The sequence below is a fragment of the Devosia ginsengisoli genome (genome assembly GCF_024707105.1).
Lineage (GTDB): Bacteria > Pseudomonadota > Alphaproteobacteria > Rhizobiales > Devosiaceae > Devosia > Devosia ginsengisoli_A.
On the sequence record NZ_JANQAJ010000011.1, the window covers coordinates 529,669 to 551,307 of the forward strand.

Below are 21,639 nucleotides of genomic sequence, written 5' to 3' on the forward strand. Positions count from 1 at the left end.
CCGAAGAGTGGATTCCCGCCTTCGCGGGAATGACGTGGTGGGTGGGGAGACAAACAAAAAGGGGAGGCTTTCGCCTCCCCTTGTCGTCTTGACTATGCGCCCTGCCCTATTCGGCCGGAACGGCGTCCGAAGTGTCGAGGGACTCGATGCTTTCGCCCGCGTCGTAGACGGACTGGTCGAGAATACCCTGGCGCTTGGCGACGATGGTCGGCACCAGGGCCTGACCGGCGACGTTGACGGCGGTGCGGCCCATGTCGAGGATCGGATCGACGGCGAGCAGCAGGCCGACGCCTTCGAGCGGCAGGCCGAGGGTGGACAGGGTCAGCGTCAGCATGACGGTGGCGCCGGTGAGACCCGCGGTGGCCGACGAACCGATGACCGAGACGAAGACGATCAGCAGGTAATGCTCGATGCCGAGCGGCACGCCGAAGAACTGGGCCACGAAGATGGCCGAGATCGCCGGGTAGATGGCGGCGCAGCCGTCCATCTTGGTGGTGGCGCCGAGCGGCACCGCGAAGGCGGCATATTCACGCGGCACGCCCAGGTTCTTTTCCGTGATGCGCTCGGTGACCGGCAGGGTGCCGATGGAGCTCCGCGACACGAAGGCGAGCTGGATGGCCGGCCAGGCGCTCTGGAAGTAGCGGATAGGATTGAGGCCGTGGGCCTGCAGCAGCACCGGATAGACCACGAAAAGCACCAGGGCCAGGCCGATATAGATGGCCGCCGAGTACCAGCCGAGCTGGGCCAGGGCATCCCAACCGTAGACGGCAACGGCATTGCCGAGCAGGCCGATAGTGCCGATGGGCGTCAGGCGGATGACCCACCACAGGATCTTGTGGACGATCTTGAGGAAGGAGCGGTTGAAGGCCAGGAAGGGATCGGCCGCGGGGCCGACCTTGAGGGCAGCGATGCCGACCACGATGGAGACCACCAGGATCTGCAGCACGTTGAAGTTGAGGCTGGTGGTGGCGCCCGATTCACGAACCGAGGTCGAAGCCTGCAAGCCCAGGATATTGGCGGGGATCAGGCCCTTGAGGAAATCGAGCCACGAGCCCGACGACGACGGGGCACGGGCCGCGGTTTCGGCGACGGCGGTGTTGAGGCCCGGCTGGATGATGAGGCCGAGGGCGATACCGATGGCCACGGCGATCAGCGCGGTGATGGCAAACCACAGCAGGGTCTGCCAGACCAGCTTGGCCGCGTTCTGCAGTTCGCGCAGATTGGCGATCGACGCCACGATGGCAGTGAAGACCAGTACCGGCACCAGCGCGCGCAGCAGCGACACGAAGGCGGAGCCGACAGTGGAGAGCGTCTGGACCAGCCAGTTGGCGCCGCCGGCGGCGTCGGGACCCATCTGGCGGGCGATGTAGCCCAGGATCAGGCCGATGACCATGGCGGCCAGGACCTGGAAGCCAAAGGATGCGTAAAACGGCTTGGGCGCGCGCGGCGCCCGAGCAGCGGAAACAATGGTTGGAGACATGTGTTGACCTGCAATGAGCCGAGGGCTCGCCCAACAATTGAGCGGCACGCCTCGAAATTAAGCACGATTCTACGCCGTTAACGGAAAAATCTCAGCGCAAACCTTTGCGTTTCGGGGGCTTGCAGGGAAATTTCCTGCCGGCACCGGACCATTCCCGGCAATGGGAATGCGGGCCGCTCAGCGGTTGAGAAACAGCACGGTGGCCAGCCCGGCCACGACGGCAGGCACCAGAATCGCGGCGGCGAAGGACAGAATCAGCATGCCCATGCCGGCATCGAGCCAGGCCAGGCCGAGCACGCAGACGCCGCCGAGACCGTAGCTCATGCCGGTGGCGCGATGGACGATGCGCCAGGCCAGATCGGAGCGCACCGGCCAGGGCATGCGCAGGCCGGCATAGGTGTGGCGCTCGGCCTCGTAGAGAACGACGCCGAGCAGGAGCAGCGCCGCGCCCAGGGCAAAGCCGGTGACACGGACGAAATCGAGATCGGAGCCGATGCCCGATAGCAGCAGGCCGAGCTGAGTGGCGGCGACGACGCCCATCAGCGCGGTGAGGGCTGGCTGGAGGATGTGCTGGGCCTTGGCATACTGGTTTTTCGTCAGCAGGCGCCCGAGCAGGAAGAAAATGACCATGAGCAGAAACTGGATTGCTGGCGCCACGAAGATGACCAGGCGCGGCCAGAGCCAGTCGGCACTATTGCCGGACCAATGGGCGAGAAAGACGAAGTCATCCGGAATCCGCAGGACACCGACGCCGGTCATGGCCAGCGTGACGGTCAGCAGCAGGAGATGGAAACGGGTGACGAGGATTTGCATGGCGCCGTGAATGTAGGAAAACCCGGCTAAAAAGAAAGGGCCGGTTTCCCGGCCCTTTGCATTGATATCCGAAGCTTAGCGCTTGGAGAACTGGAACGAACGACGGGCCTTGGCCTTGCCGTACTTCTTGCGTTCGACGACGCGGCTGTCGCGAGTCAGGAAGCCGCCCTTCTTGAGGATGGGGCGCAGGGCCGGCTCGAAATAGTTCAGAGCCTTGGAGATGCCGTGACGAACGGCACCGGCCTGGCCGGAAAGACCACCACCGGCGACAGTGACGACAACGTCGTACTGGTCGGTGCGCTCGGTGGCGACGATCGGCTGCTTGACGATGAGCTGGAGCACCGGACGGGCGAAATAGGTGGCGAATTCGCGACCGTTGATCACGACATTGCCCTTGCCCGGCTTGATCCAGACGCGGGCCACGGCGTTCTTGCGCTTGCCGGTGGCATAGGCACGGCCCTGGGCGTCGAGCTTCTGCTCGTGCACCGGAGCGGTGTTGACGACCGGAGCGGCGGCTGAGGTGCCGAGGTCTTCGAGGGAGTTGATGGTATCAGCCATATTACTTCACCCGCGCATTCTTGGAGTTCATCGCAGCAACGTCCAGCTTGGCCGGGTTCTGCGCTTCATGGGGATGCTCGGCGCCGGAATAGACGCGGAGGTTCTTGAGCTGGGCGCGGGTCAGCGGACCACCCGGCATCATGCGGCGGACGGCGTTTTCGAGCACGCGCTCGGGGAAACGGCCTTCCAGGATCTGGCGTGCAGACCGGTCCTTGATGCCGCCGGGGAAGCCGGTGTGCCAGTAGAACTTGTGCTGGTCCAGCTTGCGGCCGGTGAGCTTCACCTTGTCGGCATTGATGACAACGATGTTGTCGCCCATGTCCATATGCGGGGTGAAGGTCGGCTTGTGCTTGCCACGCAGACGCGAAGCGATGATCGAAGCGACGCGGCCCACGACGAGGCCATTGGCGTCGATCAGGATCCACTTCTTTTCAATCTCGCTCGGTTTTGCCGAGTAAGTGCTCATGCTAGAATTCCCTAGATTTCCTGGGGCTTGCAGCCTTCATCCGAAGAGGAAAGCAGCCCGTTCGGGCGCTCCACTACGGCAGGATTTGATACAGGTCAAGCGCCTTTAAAAGATCGTTGTATTTCAATGGGTTAAGGATGCGGTATTATATTACCGCGTCGTGCCCAATGAACGCGTCTTGGTCAGGTCGGCGAGATAGGCGCAGACAGCAGAGGCGAGGACGAAGGCCAGGCCCTGGTGGCTGACGGCCAGATCGATCTGCACCATGGAGAGGAGCGTAGCGATGCCCAGGCCCACCTGTGCCAGCACCAACACGGCGATGAGCACCAGCCAGCGATGCACGCCCCCCAAACCTGCCCTGCGGGCCTGCAGGACCAGCAGCACGGCGGTCATGGTGGCGATGAAATAGGCCAGCATGCGGTGATTGAACTGCACGGTCAGGCCATGCTCGAACATGCTGCGCCAACCTGGCTCATAGGCACCAAGCCCGTCGGGGATGAGTTTGCCTTCCATCAGCGGCCACGTGTTGTAGCCCATGCCGGCGTCGATGCCGGCCACGAAGCCGCCGGCGGCGATCTGGATCACCAGCAGGACGAGCAGCAAGGCGATGGAGACCACGTTGAAGCGGGTGACCACTCCCTCGGTCGGCTGCGGCCGCATGCGCCGCGCGACCCAGATTAGAGCCAGCAGCAACAAGGCGGCGGCGGTCAAGTGCGTGGCGAGGCGGTATTGCGACACCGAGGTCAGTTCGGTGAGGCCCGAGGAGACCATCCACCAGCCCAGAAAACCCTGGAAGCCGCCGAGCAGGAACAGGCAGGCCAGCGGCACCGCCATGTCGCGAGTCAGGCGCTTCTGCACCAGGAAGACCACGAAGGGAATGGCGAAGGCAAAGCCGATCATGCGGCCGAGGAAGCGGTGAATCCACTCCCACCAGAAAATGCCCTTGAAGTCTTCAAGCGTCATCCAGTGGTTGTAGACGTCATATTGCGGGATCAGCTTGTAGCCGGCGAATTCGGCCAGCCAATCGGCTTCGTTGAGGGGCGGAATGATGCCGGAAATCGGGCGCCAGGTGGTGATGGAGAGGCCCGAGCCGGTCAGCCGCGTCATGCCGCCGACCATGACCATGCACAGCACCATGAGCGCCATGACGTAGAGCCAGATGCGCACGGGACGCAGCCGGTCCCCGGCAATGGTGATCTGGCTCAGTGCGGCATTTTGGATGGTGGTCACGGCAAATTCCCGGTGTCGATGGGCGTGCCGGAGTGGTATGCCCGAGCGGACCTTACCGCAACAGGCGCGATGCCGCACATGACCCAGCGCAGCCGCAAGGCACTCGGAATCCTGCTGATCCTCGGCTCAATCGTGGCGTGGCTGTCGGTGTTCACCTCGATCTACCTGGCATTTCCGCCCGGCCTGCCGATCTGGATCCTGATGCCGTATTTCATCGTGGCGGGAATGGGCTGGCTGTTCCCGGCCATGTGGATCATTCGCTGGATGGCCAAGCCGGACGCATAATGCCACGCCCTCCTTCGACAGGCTCAGGATGAGGGTGGTTCGAGGCTCGTGAAGAACTCGCACCTCACCATGAGGGCTACTGCCTACCCCGTCAGCTTACCCATGGCGGAGAAGATGGCTCCGGTAGCGAAAACATCGACATAGCGGCGAGATTGAAAGTATCCGTTCAGGGACACGCGCGGCAAAGCGTGTGGTGAGGCCACGTGGCGGGCGTAGAGGCCACCGGGCCGGGTCGTTACCGCCGAGCGAAAGCCGAGTTCGCGCGCGAGGTCGAATTCGCGCTGACCGGCGGAAAGCGGGCCGCCGAGCGGATAGGAGAAATGGGTCGGACGCTGGCCGAACTGGGCCAGCAGGATATCGACCGACTGCGCCATCTCGCTGCGAGCCTGCTCGATGGGCAGCTTGGCCAGTTCGTAGTGGTGGACGGTGTGCGCACCGATGGTGCAGAGCGGATCGCCGGCAAACAGGCGCAGTTCCTGCCAATCCATGATCAGGTCGCGGCACTGCTGATCGAGATCGTAGCCATAGGCCGTGGCAAAGCTGCGCACCAGCTCGACCCGATCGGGTTCAGGCATCTTGCGCATCTGCCAGTAGAGCGTGTTGAAAGCGGCATTCTTCTGCGCGGTGGTCCGGGTATCGACATAGTCGGTCTGCCCGTCCGACGTCATGGCGATGGCGTCCTGGCGGGCGATGATATCTTCGATGGCCTGCCACCAGAGCTGGCCAACGCCATCGACCAAAGCGGTGGGCACGTAGAGGGTGAAGGGCGCATCGTGCCGGCGCAGGACGGGAAGCGCGTGGCGCAGGTTGTCCTTATAGGCATCATCGAAGGTCAGGACGACAAAGCGGCGGCCGGGTTGGGGCGCGGCGAGGCGCTCCAGAGCTTCATCGAGGCTGACAATATCGAGATCGAGATCACGGACGCGCTCGATGACATAATCGAGGAAATCGGGCTGCACCTGCAGGATGGCATTGGGCGAGAAATCGGCCGGCTCTTCAGGCAGGACGCGATGCAGGGTGAAGATCACCCCACGGGAGGATGAGAGCGCCCGGACAAGGCCCGGCAGCCGTGACAGCCACAGAGCCTCGAACATGGCGCGAATGGCCGCATATTTGGCTGACACAAGGGCCTCCAGATCAGGCGGCGACGCGAGCCCGGGCGGTAGCGACCTCGCAGCGCTCGAAACCGGCATCGAGCAGATTCTCTCGCGTGCGAGCGACCGCTGCCAGATCGTCCTCATCGCCGGCGACCAGCACGAGGCGGCCATCAAGACCCTGGAACATCGGGAGGGTGGAAGCGCCGCCGACGCGTCCGGTCATCAGCACCACAACTTCGTAGATATCACCAAGCGCCTCGACCAGGGTCAGCGGCTTGGTGGATTCGCGGTCGATGATACGCCCCTGCCCCCAGGCCACTTCGGCAAAGCTGTTATCGGCGGACTTCTGCACGACATCGCCAAATCGGGCGGTGCCGGTGCTGAGATCGGCCAGGCCGGGTTCATCGCCCCTGCGGGCGCTGCCGGCATCGATGAGAGCGATGCTGAGGCCGCGGCCCAGGGCGTCGGCCACCAGTTCCTCGGCCAGGGCCTCGCAATCGGCATTGTCCCTGTGGGCGGCGAGGATCAGCAGGTGGGTGCGGCCCAGCACGAGGTCGGTCGACAGCGCGGAGAATGCCAGCACGTCAGGCAAGGTCGCGGCAGCGGGTTCCTGCTCAGGCTCCGGCGGAAGGCTCATCGCCGGCTCGATTTCGGGTTCAGGCGCAACGGCCACAAGTGCGTCCTGCGGCATCTCGGGGTCTGCCGGGTCAGGCTCGGGGGGATATTCCCAGCGCTGGTCGGGCTCCAGTTCGGCTTCGACGAAAGGCGCCTCGTCCAGTTCATCCTGCGGCGGGACGCGTCCCTCGACCGGCACGAGGGCGCGGCCGGACATCAATTCACCGAAGATGATGATGCCGAGCTGCACCATTACCGCCACGATGGCGACCGCGACCAGGATGAGCTGGGTCTTCGGCGAGGCGGGCGACACCGACGGGGCAGCCTCGCTGACAACACGAACGTCGGGCAAGGCCGAATTGGATTCGGTACGCGACATGGCTTCGCTGTAGCGCAGCAGGTAGCTTTCCAGCAGATCGCGCTGCGCCTTGGCTTCGCGTTCCAGGCCGTCGAGGGTCACGATGTCCTGCGTCGCAGTGGAAGCGGAGGACTTGGCGCGCACCATGTCGGCCTGCAAGGAGGCTTCGAGATCGGCCTGGACGCGCGCTTCGGCCTCCAGGGCGTCGGCCACGCGCCGCCCCTCAAGGGCAATCTGGTTGTTCAGTTCGGCGATCTGCGCCGTCAGTGCCTGAATGGTGGGGTGATTGCTGAGCAGCGTGGCCGAGCGCTGGGCCTTCTCGCCCTGCAAACGCGCCTTTTCCTGGCTGAGCTGCTGGATGATCACGGAATCGCGGACATCGGCCACGCCATCGATGGGCTGGCCCTGCTCGATCAGGCCGCGGATGAGGGCGGCGCGCGACAAGGCGGTATTCTTGCGTTCCTGCGCGGCAGTGACCTGCGCGGCGACGGTGGACAATTGCTGATCGGCCAGACTGGTATTGTTGCTGCCGAGGAAAAGGTCGTTCGCGACCTTGAAATTGGCCACGGCCGTTTCGGCCGCCGTGACCGTGACACGCAGCTTGGCGATTTCATCGGCGAGCCAGCCCGACGCCTCGGCGGTGTCCGACAGCGAGAGCTGGTTGCGGCGAGCGACATGCGCAGCGGCGACGGCATTGGCAATGTCGGCGGCGAGCTGCGGGCTGGTGGAACTCACCGTTACCGAAATGAGGCGCGAGTCGCGTTCCTGGGTCACCGACAGGCGCTCATAGAGCGCATTGAGCACCAGTTCGTCGATGCTGACCTGAGCCGCCCGGCGCCCGAGCAGTTGCGAGACGATGGCAAGGGGCGAGAAACCCTCGCCTCCGGCGCCATTGAATTCAGGCACCGAGCGCAGGTCGAGCCTGTCGACGACGCCCAGCAGCGTGTCGCGCGACTTGATCAGCTCGATCTGGCTGGAAACGACACCGGCATCACCGGCAGACGAGGTCGGCGCCTGCTCGTTGGTCGAGCGGAAATAGATGTTGCTGCGCGGCTCGACCAGGATGGAGGCCGAGGATTCGTAGAGGCGTGGCATGAACATGACGATGACGAAAGCCGCAGCAAGCAGCGCGACGGTCACGATGGCAATGCGCGGCAAGCGCTTGAGAATGGCGCGAAGGATGGCGCCTACATCGATCCGCGCGTCCTGCGCCATCTGAGACTCAAACGTCATTGCACCCTCGCTTTCATGCGCGGAAGTTATGACTTCGACGTGGTAATCAATCCGTTAACCCACTCGCAGATCGCAAATCCCTTCGACCGTCGGAATTGAGAATACCGCCCACGGGAAGGGATTTATTAACCACGATGGCGCGACATAAGCCTCGCATATCGACCTGTCCGAGATTCTCATGCGCTGGCTGCCCATTCTCACGATCGCCTTGATGCTGCCATTGAGCGCCTGCGCCACCACGCGGCCGGCGACCTATCTGGTCGAGACCAAGGGGCCCTATCAGCTCGATACCGGCGATACGGTGCGGGTGACCGTCTATGGCGACGCGGAACTGAGCGATACCTACCGGGTCGACGACAGCGGGGCGATCGCCTTTCCGCTGGTTGGGTCTGTGCAGGTACGCGGCGTCACCACGGCCACGGCGGCCGGCCGGCTGGCCGCGGCGCTGGCCAATGGCTATATGCGCAACCCCGACGTGGCGGTGGAAGTGGCGGAATACCGGCCCTTCTTCATCCAGGGCGAAATCCAGAATGCCGGGCAGTTCCAATATGTCTACGGCATGACCGTGCGGGCCGCGATCAGCACGTCGGGCGGTTTTTCCGATACGGCGGACCGCAACCGCGCCGTGGTCTACCGCCGGCAGGGCAACGAGATGGTCAAGGGCGATGTCGATCTCGATTTCCCCATCTCGCCGGGTGACACGATCGTCATTCTCGAACGCTGGTTCTGATGGCCGCGCCGCTGCGTATCCTGCAGGTCATGCGGGCGCCGGTGGGAGGACTTTTCCGCCATGTGGCGGACCTGACGCGGGTGCTGGCGGCCAATGGCCACGCTGTGGGCCTGGTGGTCGACAGCCTCGCCAATGACGCGCAGACCGAAGGCAAGCTGGCCGAATTGCTGCCGCATGCGAGCCTGGGCATCCACCGCTTCGCCATGCCGCGCGTGCTGGGCAGGGGTGATCTCAAGACGCCGTTCGCGGTGCGGCAACTGGCCCGGACGCTCGATATCGACGTGATGCATGGACACGGGGCCAAGGGCGGGTTCTACGCCAGGCTGGCGCTGCTGGGGGGCGGCAAGGCGGTGGCGCTCTATACGCCGCATGGCGGGGTGCTGCATTTTTCCAGGTCATCGCTGTCCGGCCGGGCGTTCCACTGGCTGGAGCGCGGGCTGATGGCGCGGACCGGGGCGATCGTGTTCGAGAGCGTTTATGCGCAGACCACGTATTCGGCATTGATCGGCGCCCCCACCTGCCCCACCGAGGTCATCCATAACGGGTTGGCGCCGGACGAGTTCGTTCCGGTGACACCGGAGCCGGATGCGGCGGATTTCGTGTTTGTCGGCGAATTGCGGGAACTCAAGGGCATTCACGTGCTGGCCGAAGCACTGGTCGATGTGAAACGGGCCGACGGAACGCCGGCCAATCTGGTGATGGCGGGCGACGGGCCTAGCCGGAGCGAGTTCGAAGCACAAATCGCCCGGCTGGGGCTGAGCGAGCGCATCTCGCTGCTGGGCGCGCAGCCGGCGCGGCCGACCTTTGCCAAAGGGCGCATCGCCGTGGTGCCGTCGCTGGCCGAATCCCTGCCCTATGTGGTGCTGGAAGCGGCGGCGGCGCGACTGCCTGTCATCACCACCAATGTCGGCGGCATTCCCGAGATTTTCGGGCCGACAGCGGCCAGCCTGGTGCCGGCCGGCGATGCCGCTGCCCTGGGTGCGGCGATGCAACGGGTGCTGGACGATCCCGGCGCGGCGGAGGTGGAGATGCTGACGCGGCTCGCCCATATCGAAAGCCGGTTTTCGCTGGCCACGATGACCGACGCTATCGAGGCGCTCTACCGGACCGTATTGGCGCGAGGTTGAGGCTTCAACTTCACCTGATATAAACCCCTTGGACCGACAATACCGGGAGAGTTCTGTTCCGGTAGCGTCCCATGTATCGAGTTGATCCCAAGCAGGCTGTGCTGGAGCACGTGTCCAAACAGAGTGCCGCAGGCGAAGCGCGGCACCGGCTTTCGGATCAGGCCGAGGCCATTATCGCGGCCCCGGTAGAGCGCGGCATTTCCGGTGCTGTTGTCGTCGGGGTGGCGCAGGTCGTGGAAGCCGTGCTGCTGGCAGTGCTGGGCTATGGCATCTACGAATATTACGTGGAGCCGGGGCAGCCGACCTTCTATGTCCCGGTGATCCTGGCCTCGTGCCTGCTGGCCAATGTGCTGTTCAACGCGGCGCGTACCCATCGCATCGCGGCTTACCGCACCGTGTTCAACCAGATCGGCCGCATGCTGATCGGCTGGACGCTGGTAATGACGCTGCTGACGGTCGGCATCTTCTTTTTCAAGGCGGGAGACCTGTTCTCGCGGGTCTGGCTGATCAGTTGGTATGTCGGCGGGGCGGCGCTGCTGATTGCGTTCCGCCTGGGCCTGCGGGCGCTAGTGCAGCACTGGACGGCGGCCGGACGGCTGCGCCGCCGCACCGTGATCGTCGGCGGCGGCAAGGATGCCGAAGTGTTGATCGAGCAGATCCGGGCCAGTGCCAGCAATGACATATTGCTGCTGGGGCTGTTCGACGACCGGATCGACGACCGCTCGCCCGATGTGGTCGCGGGCTATGCCAAGCTGGGCAAGGTGGCCGACCTCATCGAATTCGCCCGGCGCACACCGGTCGACCTAGTGCTGGTGTCGATGCCGCTGTCGGCGGAAAAGCGCGTGCTGGACATGCTGACCCAGCTCTGGGTGCTGCCTGTCGATATTCGCCTGTCGGCGCATATGAGCAAGCTCAAATTCACCAACAAGGCCTATTCCTATGTCGGCGACATCGCCGTGTTCGACATGGCCGACCGGCCGATCTCGGACTGGAACCTCGTCTTCAAATGGGTGTTCGACAAGGTGGTGGCACTGACGGCGCTGATCCTGCTGTCGCCGGTGATGATCGCGACGGCGATCGCCATCAAGCTCGAAAGCAAGGGTCCGGTGTTCTTCATGCAGACCCGGCACGGCTTCAACAATGAGCTGATCAAGATCTACAAGTTCCGCTCGATGCGGATCGAGACGCTGGACCACGATGCGGTCAAGCAGGTCACCAAGGGTGACCCGCGCGTCACTCGCGTCGGACGCTTTATCCGCAAGACCTCGATCGACGAGCTGCCGCAACTGTTCAACGTATTCAGGGGCGAGCTCTCCGTTGTCGGACCGCGCCCGCATGCGCTGCAGGCCAAGGCCGACAACCTGCTCTATTACGAGGCGGTGGAAGGCTATTTCGCCCGCCATCGCGTCAAACCGGGCATGACAGGCTGGGCCCAGATCAATGGCTGGCGCGGGGAAACCGACACGATCGACAAGATCATGCAGCGCGTGAACCACGACCTCTACTATATCGAACACTGGTCGATCCTGTTCGATATCTACATCCTGTTCATGACGCCGATCCGGCTGTTCTCTACTGAAAACGCGTATTGATCGCATGACCGGACCTGCCACGCTCGGTGTTACAGGCGTCATCGCCCTGACCGTCCTGGGGATGTCGGCCAGTGGGCCGGCACGCGCCATGGATGATATCTGCATCGACTGCGTCGAGGTGCGGGTCGGAACGCCCATCGTCATCCGAGGCCCCTTCCCCGACGAGCTGGACGCCACCTTCACGGCGCTGAAACTGCCCGACGGCACATTTCGCGGCTTCAGCGCCAATGGATCGACCTATGCCGTGGATGGTCCGACGCTGCAGGATATGGGGGGCCAGCGGCGCGATGTGCTGCAGGCGGGCGGACCCGGAAGCGTCAATGACTGCGGTCGCTGGCTGACCTCGCTGACGCGTTCCGAAGGCAGCATTCTCGGCTTCGTGCACCAGGAACGCGACTGCGACTACGACCAGGGACGCACCGAGAAGTCGATGGCCATTGCGCGCTCTGCGGACGAGGGCCTGACCTGGACGGACCTGGGGACCGTCATCACCGGGACGGACCTGGCCCGGCAGGACGGCGTTACCGGCGAAGGCGACTGCACGATGGTCGATGGCTTCGATGGCTATCTCTATGGCTATTGCCTGCGGAATTCCGACTGGCAGACCATCGTGACCCGGGCGCCGGCAAGCGCCCCGACGGACTGGCATAAATATTACGAGGGCGGCTGGAGCGAACCGGGCCTGGGCGGCAGGGCCACCGATATCGGCTTCGTCGGGACCGGGGCGGGTTACCTCAGGGAACAGGGCCTGGTTGCGGCCGTGGCAACCGATCCGTGGTTCGGCGGGGTGCGGCTGTCGCTATCGCGGGACAAGCTGACATTCACCGATCTGGCCGAGCCGCTGCTCACCATTGACGGCTCCGACTGGAACCGTCCGGCGGACACCGACCTCGTTGCCTATGCGACGATCATGAATCCCGAAGACGGCAGCAATGTCGTCGATTCGCACTTTCTGCTGACCTATATCTATGTGCCGCAAGGCCGGGGCTTCGAAAGCCGCTACCTGGTTTTTCAGGACGTGTCGCTGACGGTGCAGGATGAACCGGTGGCGGTCCAGGCCGGAATGGCGCTGACCCGATGGTCCGATCCGGACCGGGGGCTCTATGTGACCTCCAGCGGTCCGCTGACCGGCGACCGGCAGTCCTACCGCCGCGACAAAATCGTGGCCTATATGCTGACCCGCGCGCCCGAAGGCGCGGCGAGCGTCAAATTTGCCGAATGCGCCAGCACCCTGCCCGGCCACCTGGACCACCTGCTTGCCGAAGACGGAACCTGCCAGGCCGCGGGCTATGCGCGGGAGCGCACCGCCGGCTGGCTCTATGCGGGGGCGCAACCGGGAACGGTGCCGGTCTATCGCTGCGTCGATGAGGCGGCGCAAACGCATTTCGCTTCGAGCGCGGACGATTGCGAAGGCCTTGGCTCCAGGGAATTCCTGCTTGGATACGGACTGACGCCATGAGCACGGATGTGAACACCGGCAGCGGCATGCAGAGTACGGGAGTCAGTCTCTCCGGCCTGAGATTTGCCCTGTTTTCGACGCGCAACCTGATGTTCCTGGTCGCCGTGGTGGCCATGAACTATACGCTGATGCGGCCCTCGCCGGTCGATATGCTCTATATCGCGTCCTTCCTGATCACCTTCGTCTATATGACACTCTTTCCCAAGATGGAGGTGACGCGCCGGGCGCTGTTCCTGGCGCTGCTGCTGGGTGGATGGGCGCTGTCCTATTTCATCGCTTCGCTGCCGCATCTGGACGAGGAATTCGTCACCTTCGAGCTGCTGGCCAAGACCTTCGCCATCTCGATCGGCATCATCGCCGCCTTCGTGTCGATGAGCTGGAGCCGGCAGCATTTCGAGACCTTCATGCGGGTCTACATCTTCTCCTGCGTCATCGCCTCGATCCTCGGCACGATCGGCTTCCTGACCCAGATGGAACTGCTGACATGGGACGGGCGGGCCAAGGGCCTGATCGACGATCCCAACATGTATGGCTCGTTCCTGATTCCGGCCGTGGTGTTCTGCGCCTATTTCCTGTCCCGCGGCCAGGGCAGCCGGATACTGCTCAGCGGCGCGCTGGCCATTGTCCTGCTTGGCATCCTGCTGTCGTTCTCGCGCATCGCCGTGGTCGCGTCGATGTTCTGCATGTTTGCCTATATCTTCTTCCACAATCGCAGGAGCCCGCGCCGACTGATGATGATCATCGGCGGCCTGCTGGTGACCGGCATCCTGCTGTTCGCCTTTGCCAGCCTCACCTCGGCTGAATTCACCGAAAAGCTGCTGGACCGGCTTACCTTCGCCAAGTCCTACGACCTTGGCGAGGAAGGGCGATATCACCGCTATCTGCTGGTGCTGCCGATGATCATGCAGAACCCCATCGGCGTGGGGGTGTTGCAGTTGGAGAAAATCTTCCCCGAGCCGATCCACAACATCTGGCTGAGTTCGTTCGTCAACTATGGCTGGGGCGGCGGCCTGAGCTATGTCACGCTCGCCATCGGCAGCATTGTCGTGTCGTTCCGAAACTACCGGCGGACGAAAAACGAAATCACCATCGCGCTGCTGATCTCACTTGTCGGCATCGTCTTCTGTTCGACACTGCATGAGGGCGAGCATTGGCGGCACTCATGGCTGTTCTATGGTCTGGTATGGGGCCTGAACGTGTTCAACCCCGGCTTTTACGCAAAGCAGAGCGAAACAGCCCCACGCCCCAAACAGCGGGCGAGCGTGGCGACTGTGCGACCACGGGTTGCTCAGGGCCAGAGGGCGCCGCGCAGGTAGCGTTCGGCGAGCCGCGCCGTGCCGTCGGCGAAGCCTTCCATATGCTGCTGGGCGAGGTTCGTTTCGGCATGCGAGCCGATCCAGGCCAGGAGCGCCATGCGACGCAGCATGACCATGGCGTCGATGGCGGCAATGTCTTCGGCAGCGAGCTGGCGCACGGACTGGTAGCCATTGAGCCAGGCGGCCTTGAGGACAGGAATGGCCGGGCTGGTCTCGTGGAACGAGATGGCGGCGGCAAAGTCGTAGGCGAACCAGCAGAAGCCGCAATCGTCGAAATCGATCAGCGTGACCTTGTCGCCGTCGACCAGCAGGTTGCCCAGGCGCATATCGGCATGGATCAGCCCGTAGCGGTCGGGGCTGGTGCCATAGGCGGCCAGGCGCAGCCAGAGCGCCGAATCCAGCCGGTCGAGCACGGGCCTGTTGTCGCGATTGACGCCGGGCGCAATGCGCCAGTCGCCCCACAGGCCATCCGAATCCAGAATGGTGGCGGCCTGCCAGACCTGGCGCTCGAAGCCCGGCGGACGCTGCCAGGTCGTGACGTGGTTGTGCATGGTGGCGGCATAGGTGCCGAGCGTGACGAACAGGTCGTCCAGCTTGCCCTCGGGCTGCGGCTCGCTGCCGGGGATATGGCGGAACAGCACGGCCAGGCGTTCGCCATCACCCGTGTCGAAAAGCTGCAGCGCCTGGCCGTCGCGGCCGGGAACCGGCTCGGGAATGGGGAGCGAGGTATCCTGCCGCAGGGCCTGCAGCCAGGCCAGTTCGCTCTCGATCGAGCCGCGGGACTGGTAGCCGGCGCGATGGATGCGCAGGGTGAAACTGCCGCGTGCCGGGGTATCGAGCTGAAAGGTGTGGTTTTCGGAGTGGTTGATGAGTCGGGCTGCCGCGCCTTCGACTTCATCCCAGCATGCCAGTACGGGCTCTATTTCGCGCGCCGTCAGCGGCATCTGCAAGGCTCCAGACCGGCAGCGCCGCGCCGATGCCGGGCGGCGCAAGCTCTGCGAAAGTGAGAATGGTCGGAGCGGCCGGATTTGAACCGACGACCCTTTGTCCCCCAGACAAATGCGCTACCAGGCTGCGCTACGCCCCGACTGGCCCGTGACATAGACAAGCTGGGCATCAGAGGCAAGAGGCGATTTTGCCCGAAATGGCACAAACGGAAAATTCAACGCCGAACGCACCCTAGATGCGCTCGGCCAACATTGCCAGCATGGCCGTGACGGCGGTGGCGTAGCCGCGGGCGCCCAGGCCGGCCATGACGGCATCGGCGCGCATGGAGACGTAGGAGCGGTGGTAGATCGGCTCGCGCTTGTGGATGTTGGAGATGTGGAACTCGATGACGGGGCCCTCGAACATCTTGAGGGCGTCCAGGAGCGCCAGCGAGGTGAAGGTGAAGGCGGCGGGATTGATGATGATGCCGGCGCCCTCGTCGATGGCCTCGTGCACAAGATCGATCAGCTTTTCCTCGCTGTTGGTCTGGTGGAAGGTGATAGGCCGGTCGCCGGCGGTGGCGCGGCAGATCTGCTCGACCTCGGCCAATGTGGTGGTGCCGTAGATGGACGGTTCGCGCTTGCCCAACCGATTGAGGTTGGGGCCGTTGAGGACATAGATCGGTTTCACAGCCCTGCCCCGCCATAGCCGAACATTCGGGGCAGCCAGAGCACCGTTTCGGGCACGAAGGTGAAGAGGATCAGCGCCAGCACCAACCCGCCGAGGAAGGGCAGGACATCGCCGACAATGGCCTTCATCGGCGCGCCGGATATGCGCGTCATGATGAAGAGCAGCAGGCCATAGGGCGGCGTCACCAGGCCCAGCATGATATTGACAACCACGACCACGCCGAAATGCACCATGTCGATGCCCAGCGCCGAGGCGGTGGGGATCAGCACCGGCACGATGACCAGCAGGATGGTGGTGCCTTCGAGCACGCAGCCCAGGATCAGCAGCAGGATATTGACCGCGATCAGGAAGGTGATCGGGTTGAGGTCCCAGGAGAGCAGAATGGCGCTGAGGCTGTGCGGGATGTTCTCTATGGTGACGACATAGTTGAACACCAGCGCGCCGGCGATCAGCATGCCGATGGAGGCGGTGGTCTTGGCTGATGTCAGCAGCGCCGCGTAGAGATCGGGCAGCTTGACGCTGCGATAGACGACGATGGAGACGACCAGCGCATAGAAGGCGGCGACGGCAGCAGCCTCGGTCGGCGTGGTGATGCCGCCATAGATGCCGTACATCAAGACGATGGGCATGAAGAGCACCGGCAAAGCATGCCAGGTCATCTTCGGCAGTTGGCGCAGCGGCACCGGCTTTTCGACGGGGAAGTTGCGCGTGCGGGCAGTGACCGCGACCTGGACCATCATGACGCCGGCCATCAGCAGGCCCGGCACGACGCCGGCCAGGAACAGGTAGCCGATGGAGGCATCGGCTATCAGCGCATAGAGCACCATGGGAATGGAGGGCGGGATGATCGGCCCGATGACGGCGGTGACGGCGGTCAGCGCGGCGGCGAAGCTGGGCGTATACTTGTTATCCTGCGTCATCATGTGCTGCATCATCTTGCCCGAGCCGGCGGCATCGGCGATGGCCGAGCCGGACATGCCGGCGAAGACGATGGATTGCAGGATATTGACCTGGGCCAGCCCGCCCCGGAAGCGGCCGACAACGGCGTCGCACCAGCGCAGCAGGCGCTCGGACAGGGTGCCCGAATTCATGATCTCGGCAGCGAGGATGAAGAGCGGCACGGCCAGCATGATGTAGTTGGAATACATGCCGTTGAGGAACTGCTCGGCGACGATGCCCATGTCCTGCCCGCGCATCAGCAGGTAGAGCACGGAAGCGCAGATCATGGAGAGGCCCATGGGCAGGCCGAACACCGACAGCGCGATGATCAGCCCGAGGGCGAGGGTGAAAGCGGTGGAGAGGATCATATGCCGGAGCTCGCCTTGGTCGGATCGAACGCTTCGGGGCCCTTGCCCCAGATGGCCTGGCAACCGAGCCAGAACTGGCGGACGATGGTGGCCACCGCGAAGATGGCGTAGATGGAATAGAGCCAGTCGAACCGGATCTTGAGATAGGCGGTCTTCTCGACCTTCATAAACAACACGTAGTCGATGACCGCGGGCAGCGAGATGGCGAAGAAGAAGATGAGGGTGATGGCCGTCGCCACCACCATGGCCCGCCGCCAGCGGTCGCTGACCGCCGAATAGACGATGTCGAAGCGGATTTCCTCGCTGTCGCGCACCACGAAGGCGGTGCCGAACAGGACCATCCACAGCCACATGATGACGCTGATTTCGTGCGTCCAACCGATGGGCAGGTTGAGGATGTAGCGGAAGACGATCTGCAGGATGAACACCGAAAACATGACGGCGAGCATGGCTGCGAGGATGTTTTCAGCGCGCGCATAGAGCCACGCGCCGAGGCCGGCAAGTCGGGAATTCATCAGCAGTCTCCGAGGCGGAGGTCTCGCCGGATGCGGCGGTACCGGCAAAACCGCTACCGCCGCCGTCCGGAGGAAGTCTAGAGGGCGTTGATGCGGTCGATCACGCCTTCCGGCCAGTCCTTGGCTAGGTCGGATTCCAGATACATCTGCTGGGCATGAGTGCGGAAGGCATCCAGGTCCGGCTCATAGATGTTGAGGCCCACGGTCTTGAATTGCTCGAGCAGTTCGGCTTCGCGGTCGAGGTGAGCCTGCTGGCTGAAATCGATGGCTGCCGTGGCGGCCGCCTGTACCTTGCCCTGCTGTTCGGGCGTCATGGCATTCCAGGCATCGCCCGAGATGACCAGGAGGTCATAGCCCACCAGATGCGAGGTCAGCACGATCTGGTTCATCACTTCGTAGAACTTCATGTTCTCGACGTTGGGCAGCGGATTGTCCTGGCCATCGATGGCGCCCGTCTGCAGGCCCGTATAGACCTCGGCATAGGCCATCGGCGTGGGATTGGCGCCCAGCGCCTCGCCCAGGAACTGCCAGGCATCGCCACCGGGCATGCGCAGCTTGATGCCGGTCATGTCGTCGGGCGTCATGATCTTCTTGTCGCCGCGCAGGCCAACCTGGCGGGCGCCGAAATAGGTCGGACCCAGAATGTGGATGCCGAGCTGGTCTTCGGCCATCTGCTTGAACTCGGCGCCGACATCGCTGTCGAAGAAGGTGCGCAGGTGGGCCGCGTCACGGAACAGATAGGCCGAGGTCAGCACCGACCAGGCCGGAATCTGGTTGGACACGTCCTGCGGGGCGATATTGCCCATTTCCAGGTTCCCGCGCTGCAAGGCCACCAGCTCGGTGCCCTGCTTGAACAGGTTGCCGCCATAATAGGGCTCGAGGGTGAAATCCTCGATGATCTGGCTGGCGAACAGGTCCATCATCTCGGCGCGGATATCCTCGGCCGAGAACACCGCCGAAAACCGCAGCACCGGCTTGTCCTGAGCCATGGCGGGCATTGCGGCCGCCAGCATCAGGCCACCAAGCAGCACCGCGCGGCGCGTGAATCCAAAACGCATTGTCATCCTCCCATTTGTCGCCTGTGATCCAGGCATCCTCACCGGACGCTCGGCTGTTTCGCCGTCGTTTCCGTCCCGATGCACAATGTACGAAATAGTTCGTTCAAGTCAATGGCCGTTTCCGATCGGTGGAAAACTAGCTGCGCCTTCCTCATTTGTCATGCGTTTTTTAATTTATATGAGATTTTATCATCGCTTTGACGTTGTCGGCCTTCCCGGGTAGAAAGGCCGAAATGGAGGCGGCATTGGCAGACGACAAGCAGCTCGCGGAAGAAGGCATCGGCGATATCGCCTTCCGGCGCATTCGGGACGACATTGTAGCGGGCGTTTTGCGGCCGGGGATAAAACTCAAGCTGGACGCCCTCAAGACGCAATATGGCGCCAGCGTCAGCACGCTGCGCGAAATCCTCAACCGGCTGGCCAGCGAGAATTTCGTCGTGGCGGAGGGCCAGCGTGGTTTCGAGGTGGCGCCGGCAACGGCGGAGAACCTGCGGGAGGTGGCGGACCTGCGCCTGCTGCTGGAAAGCCATGCCATAAGACTGTCGCTGGAAACGGGCGACCTCGACTGGGAGGGGCGCGTGGTGGCGGCGCATCACAAACTGTCGGTGGTCGAGGCGCAGTTGCTGGCCGGCGAGATCGATCGCACGGCGCAGTGGGTGTACTATGACTTCGCCTTCCACAATGCACTGATCTCGGCCTGCGGCTCGCGCACCCTGCTCGACCTGCATGCCTCGGTGTTCGACCGCTTCATCCGCTACCACATGCTGGCGGCCAGCTTCCGCGGCTCGGCAGTGATGGACGATCATCGCGCGTTGTTCGACCTGGCCATGCGGCGCGATGCCGAGGGCATTGTCGGCAAGCTGACCAGCCATATCCGGAGCGGCGTCGATTACGTGCTGAGTACGGGACGGATCTAGTCCGCCACCGCCGCGCGGAAGGTCTCGGCCATGGCCGCCGCGTCCGGCGCGAGGCCGGTGAACAGTTCGAAGGCCCGGACCGCCTGATAGACGGCCATGCCGCCGCCGGGCAGTACCGGGCAGCCGAGGGCGCGGGCGTGACGGATCAGGGCTGTTTCCAGCGGGAAATAGACCACGTCGGCCACCCAGTGCCGGGCTTCGATCAATGCGTCATCAATGGGCAGGCCCGGATGCCGGATCATGCCGACCGGGGTGGTGTTGACGATGCCGTCGGCCTGTTTTGCCGCACCGGCCACCTCCGTCACCGCCTGGACGTCGGCACCGCGCAGGCGCCGCAGCCGTTCGGCCAGGGCCTCGGCGCGCGGTGCGTCGGTGTCATAGATATCGAGCCGTTTGACACCGCATTGCAACAGGGCCTGGGACACGGCAGCGCCGGCGCCACCGGAGCCGAGTTGCAGCACCCTGCCCCGCGCCACAGCGGGCAAGTCCCGCCGGAAGCTTTCGGCAAAACCCCAGCAATCGGTATTGTGGCCTACGGTCCGCGCGCCGCCGAGCACGACGGTATTGACCGCGCCGATGGCGGCTGCGTCAGGCGCCAGGTCATCGAGCAGCAGCAGGACCGCCTGCTTGAAGGGATAGGTGACGTTGAGCCCGGCAAAGCCGAGGTCGCGCGCTTCGGCCAGAATATCCGGCAGACTGGTATCGTCCAGCCCAAGGCGATCGAAGTCGATCAGGTGGTAGCGGTAGTCGAGCCCCTGCCGCGCGCCTTCCCGTTCGTGCATCAGCGGAGAGAGCGAGGCGGCGATGCCCCTTCCGACCAGGCCGATCGTGATGCCAGTGGGTCGCGGCAGACGGTTGTGCAGGACCGAGACGCGAAGCGGCTGCGCGGACTGGCTGCTGACGATGGGCAAAACGCGTCTCCCTGGCGACCGCCTGCCGGCGAAAAGCGGCGGCGGCCTTGTCTTTCCCTCGCGGCACAAGGATAAATGCTGCAAGGCGATTTGCGGCAAAATGTACGAACTGGTTAGTTTAGTCAATTGCCGCCGAGGAAGGCGACGACGGCATGAGCACTCCAGTTTCGACATCCCGCACCAAATCCCGGGACGGAGTTTCGCGCGTTCAGGACCCGGAAGGGACGCGGCAGAACATCATCGAAGTGGCGGCGCAGGAATTTGCGCTCAACGGCCTTTCAGGCGCCCGTATCGACGAAATTGCCGCCAAGACTCGCTCCAGCAAGCGGATGATCTACTATTATTTCGGCAGCAAGGAGGGGCTCTATGTGAGCGCCCTCGAAAACGCCTACCGCCAGGTGCGCGAGGGCGAGGCCAAGCTCGATATCGAGGGCCTGCCGCCGCTGGATGCGCTGAAGCGCCTGGTGGAATTCACCTTCGACCACCATCACCAGCATGAGGAATTCATCCGCATGGTGATGATCGAGAATATCCACCATGGGGAATTCCTCGAGCGAAGCGGGGTGATCCGCGACCTCAATGTCACGGCCATCGGCAATATCGAGGCGATCTATGCCAAAGGGCTGGCGGACGGCCTGTTCCGTGCCGGGCTCGATCCGCTGGAAATCCACTGGCAGATCAGCGCGCTGTGCTTCTTCAACGTCTCCAACCGGGCGACGTTCTCCAAGATCTTTGGCAAGGATGTGGGGAGCCCGGCCTATCAGGAATCGCTGCGCCGGCAGACGGTGGAGATGGTGCTGCGGTTCGTGGTGAAGGCGGAGAAGCTGGGCGGGGTGTGAGGCGCGCCGAAGCGCTGCCTGCGGTGCGGTTTTCGTTGGTTCGGTGCCGCTCGTGGATAGAGCGATGGTGGCGAGGCGCTTGCCTCCCCGGAAGGAAGGGAAGAGTACCCCCTCCC

At 63.7% G+C, this 21,639-nt stretch carries 21 protein-coding genes and 1 tRNA gene; 8 read left to right on the forward strand and 14 right to left on the reverse strand.

Annotation, left to right across the window (positions count from 1 at the left end; genetic code table 11):
- Positions 1 to 106: 106 nt before the first annotated feature.
- The 5 genes from NVV79_RS16630 to NVV79_RS16650 all read right to left on the reverse strand — a co-directional run bounded on the left by NVV79_RS16630 (position 107) and on the right by NVV79_RS16650 (position 4,547).
- The gene (locus NVV79_RS16630; protein WP_303991499.1) at positions 107 to 1,480 is read right to left on the reverse strand and encodes a dicarboxylate/amino acid:cation symporter; all 1,374 of its coding nucleotides are present in this window, start codon (positions 1,478 to 1,480) and stop codon (positions 107 to 109) included.
- Positions 1,481 to 1,657: 177 nt separating this feature from the next.
- A complete protein-coding gene (locus NVV79_RS16635; protein WP_303991501.1) occupies positions 1,658 to 2,293 on the reverse strand; it encodes an SdpI family protein in 636 nt (211 codons plus the stop codon).
- Between the two features lie 75 nt (positions 2,294 to 2,368).
- Positions 2,369 to 2,851 (reverse strand): 30S ribosomal protein S9, encoded by a 483-nt coding sequence (rpsI, locus tag NVV79_RS16640; protein ID WP_303991503.1) that lies wholly within the window; start codon positions 2,849 to 2,851, stop codon positions 2,369 to 2,371.
- 1 nt (position 2,852) lies between these two features.
- Complete coding sequence (rplM, locus tag NVV79_RS16645) at positions 2,853 to 3,317, reverse strand: 50S ribosomal protein L13 (protein ID WP_146288805.1); 465 nt, start codon at positions 3,315 to 3,317, stop codon at positions 2,853 to 2,855.
- Positions 3,318 to 3,467: 150 nt separating this feature from the next.
- The gene (locus NVV79_RS16650; protein WP_303991506.1) at positions 3,468 to 4,547 is read right to left on the reverse strand and encodes a COX15/CtaA family protein; all 1,080 of its coding nucleotides are present in this window, start codon (positions 4,545 to 4,547) and stop codon (positions 3,468 to 3,470) included.
- Positions 4,548 to 4,625: 78 nt separating this feature from the next.
- Here NVV79_RS16650 and NVV79_RS16655 point away from each other — a divergent pair, with 78 nt between their 5' ends.
- Positions 4,626 to 4,832, forward strand: a complete 207-nt coding sequence (locus tag NVV79_RS16655; RefSeq protein WP_186767200.1) for a DUF2842 domain-containing protein — start codon at positions 4,626 to 4,628, stop codon at positions 4,830 to 4,832.
- An 83-nt stretch (positions 4,833 to 4,915) separates the two neighbouring features.
- On the opposite strand, the gene NVV79_RS16660 is transcribed toward NVV79_RS16655, so the two are convergent.
- Both NVV79_RS16660 and NVV79_RS16665 read right to left on the reverse strand, forming a co-directional pair.
- The gene (locus tag NVV79_RS16660) at positions 4,916 to 5,956 is read right to left on the reverse strand and encodes a polysaccharide deacetylase family protein (protein ID WP_303991511.1); all 1,041 of its coding nucleotides are present in this window, start codon (positions 5,954 to 5,956) and stop codon (positions 4,916 to 4,918) included.
- Between the two features lie 13 nt (positions 5,957 to 5,969).
- Complete coding sequence (locus NVV79_RS16665) at positions 5,970 to 8,135, reverse strand: GumC family protein (protein WP_303991513.1); 2,166 nt, start codon at positions 8,133 to 8,135, stop codon at positions 5,970 to 5,972.
- Positions 8,136 to 8,313: 178 nt separating this feature from the next.
- Between NVV79_RS16665 and NVV79_RS16670 the strand changes: the two genes are divergently transcribed.
- From NVV79_RS16670 to NVV79_RS16690, 5 genes are all read left to right on the forward strand, one after another.
- Positions 8,314 to 8,865 carry a polysaccharide biosynthesis/export family protein gene (locus tag NVV79_RS16670; RefSeq protein WP_303991515.1) on the forward strand — a complete coding sequence of 184 codons (552 nt, stop codon included), beginning with the start codon at positions 8,314 to 8,316 and terminating at the stop codon, positions 8,863 to 8,865.
- Entirely contained in the window at positions 8,865 to 9,992 is a 1,128-nt protein-coding gene (locus tag NVV79_RS16675) for a glycosyltransferase family 4 protein (RefSeq protein ID WP_303991516.1), read from the forward strand. The genes NVV79_RS16670 and NVV79_RS16675 overlap by 1 nt, the downstream gene beginning before the upstream one ends.
- A gap of 110 nt (positions 9,993 to 10,102) precedes the next feature.
- Positions 10,103 to 11,584: an undecaprenyl-phosphate glucose phosphotransferase gene (locus NVV79_RS16680; protein WP_303991518.1), complete on the forward strand. Its 1,482-nt coding sequence runs from the start codon at positions 10,103 to 10,105 to the stop codon at positions 11,582 to 11,584.
- A 4-nt stretch (positions 11,585 to 11,588) separates the two neighbouring features.
- Positions 11,589 to 13,043 (forward strand): hypothetical protein, encoded by a 1,455-nt coding sequence (locus tag NVV79_RS16685; protein ID WP_303991519.1) that lies wholly within the window; start codon positions 11,589 to 11,591, stop codon positions 13,041 to 13,043.
- The gene (locus tag NVV79_RS16690; RefSeq protein ID WP_303991520.1) at positions 13,040 to 14,359 is read left to right on the forward strand and encodes an O-antigen ligase; all 1,320 of its coding nucleotides are present in this window, start codon (positions 13,040 to 13,042) and stop codon (positions 14,357 to 14,359) included. Before NVV79_RS16685 ends, NVV79_RS16690 begins: the two co-directional genes overlap by 4 nt.
- Here NVV79_RS16690 and NVV79_RS16695 read toward each other — a convergent pair.
- From NVV79_RS16695 to NVV79_RS16720, 6 genes are all read right to left on the reverse strand, one after another.
- On the reverse strand, positions 14,332 to 15,303 hold the full coding sequence (locus NVV79_RS16695) for a phosphotransferase enzyme family protein (protein WP_303991521.1): 972 nt from the start codon (positions 15,301 to 15,303) through the stop codon (positions 14,332 to 14,334). The genes NVV79_RS16690 and NVV79_RS16695 overlap by 28 nt on opposite strands.
- A 66-nt stretch (positions 15,304 to 15,369) precedes the next feature.
- A tRNA-Pro gene (locus NVV79_RS16700) sits at positions 15,370 to 15,446 on the reverse strand.
- Between the two features lie 92 nt (positions 15,447 to 15,538).
- Positions 15,539 to 15,976, reverse strand: coding sequence for a type II 3-dehydroquinate dehydratase (locus tag NVV79_RS16705; protein ID WP_303991522.1), 438 nt, complete (start codon positions 15,974 to 15,976; stop codon positions 15,539 to 15,541).
- Entirely contained in the window at positions 15,973 to 17,283 is a 1,311-nt protein-coding gene (locus NVV79_RS16710) for a TRAP transporter large permease (RefSeq protein WP_303991523.1), read from the reverse strand. The genes NVV79_RS16705 and NVV79_RS16710 overlap by 4 nt, the downstream gene beginning before the upstream one ends.
- Positions 17,280 to 17,798, reverse strand: a complete 519-nt coding sequence (locus NVV79_RS16715) for a TRAP transporter small permease (RefSeq protein WP_303991525.1) — start codon at positions 17,796 to 17,798, stop codon at positions 17,280 to 17,282. The genes NVV79_RS16710 and NVV79_RS16715 overlap by 4 nt, the downstream gene beginning before the upstream one ends.
- A 77-nt stretch (positions 17,799 to 17,875) precedes the next feature.
- On the reverse strand, positions 17,876 to 18,856 hold the full coding sequence (locus tag NVV79_RS16720) for a sialic acid TRAP transporter substrate-binding protein SiaP (protein WP_303991527.1): 981 nt from the start codon (positions 18,854 to 18,856) through the stop codon (positions 17,876 to 17,878).
- A gap of 245 nt (positions 18,857 to 19,101) precedes the next feature.
- Here NVV79_RS16720 and NVV79_RS16725 point away from each other — a divergent pair, with 245 nt between their 5' ends.
- Positions 19,102 to 19,773: a GntR family transcriptional regulator gene (locus NVV79_RS16725; RefSeq protein ID WP_303991528.1), complete on the forward strand. Its 672-nt coding sequence runs from the start codon at positions 19,102 to 19,104 to the stop codon at positions 19,771 to 19,773.
- Here NVV79_RS16725 and NVV79_RS16730 read toward each other — a convergent pair.
- Complete coding sequence (locus NVV79_RS16730; protein WP_303992735.1) at positions 19,770 to 20,636, reverse strand: shikimate dehydrogenase; 867 nt, start codon at positions 20,634 to 20,636, stop codon at positions 19,770 to 19,772. The two genes, NVV79_RS16725 and NVV79_RS16730, sit on opposite strands and share 4 nt — an antisense overlap.
- 200 nt (positions 20,637 to 20,836) lie before the next feature.
- On the opposite strand from NVV79_RS16730, the gene NVV79_RS16735 reads away from it, so the two are divergent.
- Positions 20,837 to 21,523, forward strand: coding sequence for a TetR/AcrR family transcriptional regulator (locus tag NVV79_RS16735; RefSeq protein WP_303991529.1), 687 nt, complete (start codon positions 20,837 to 20,839; stop codon positions 21,521 to 21,523).
- Positions 21,524 to 21,639 lie beyond the last annotated feature (116 nt).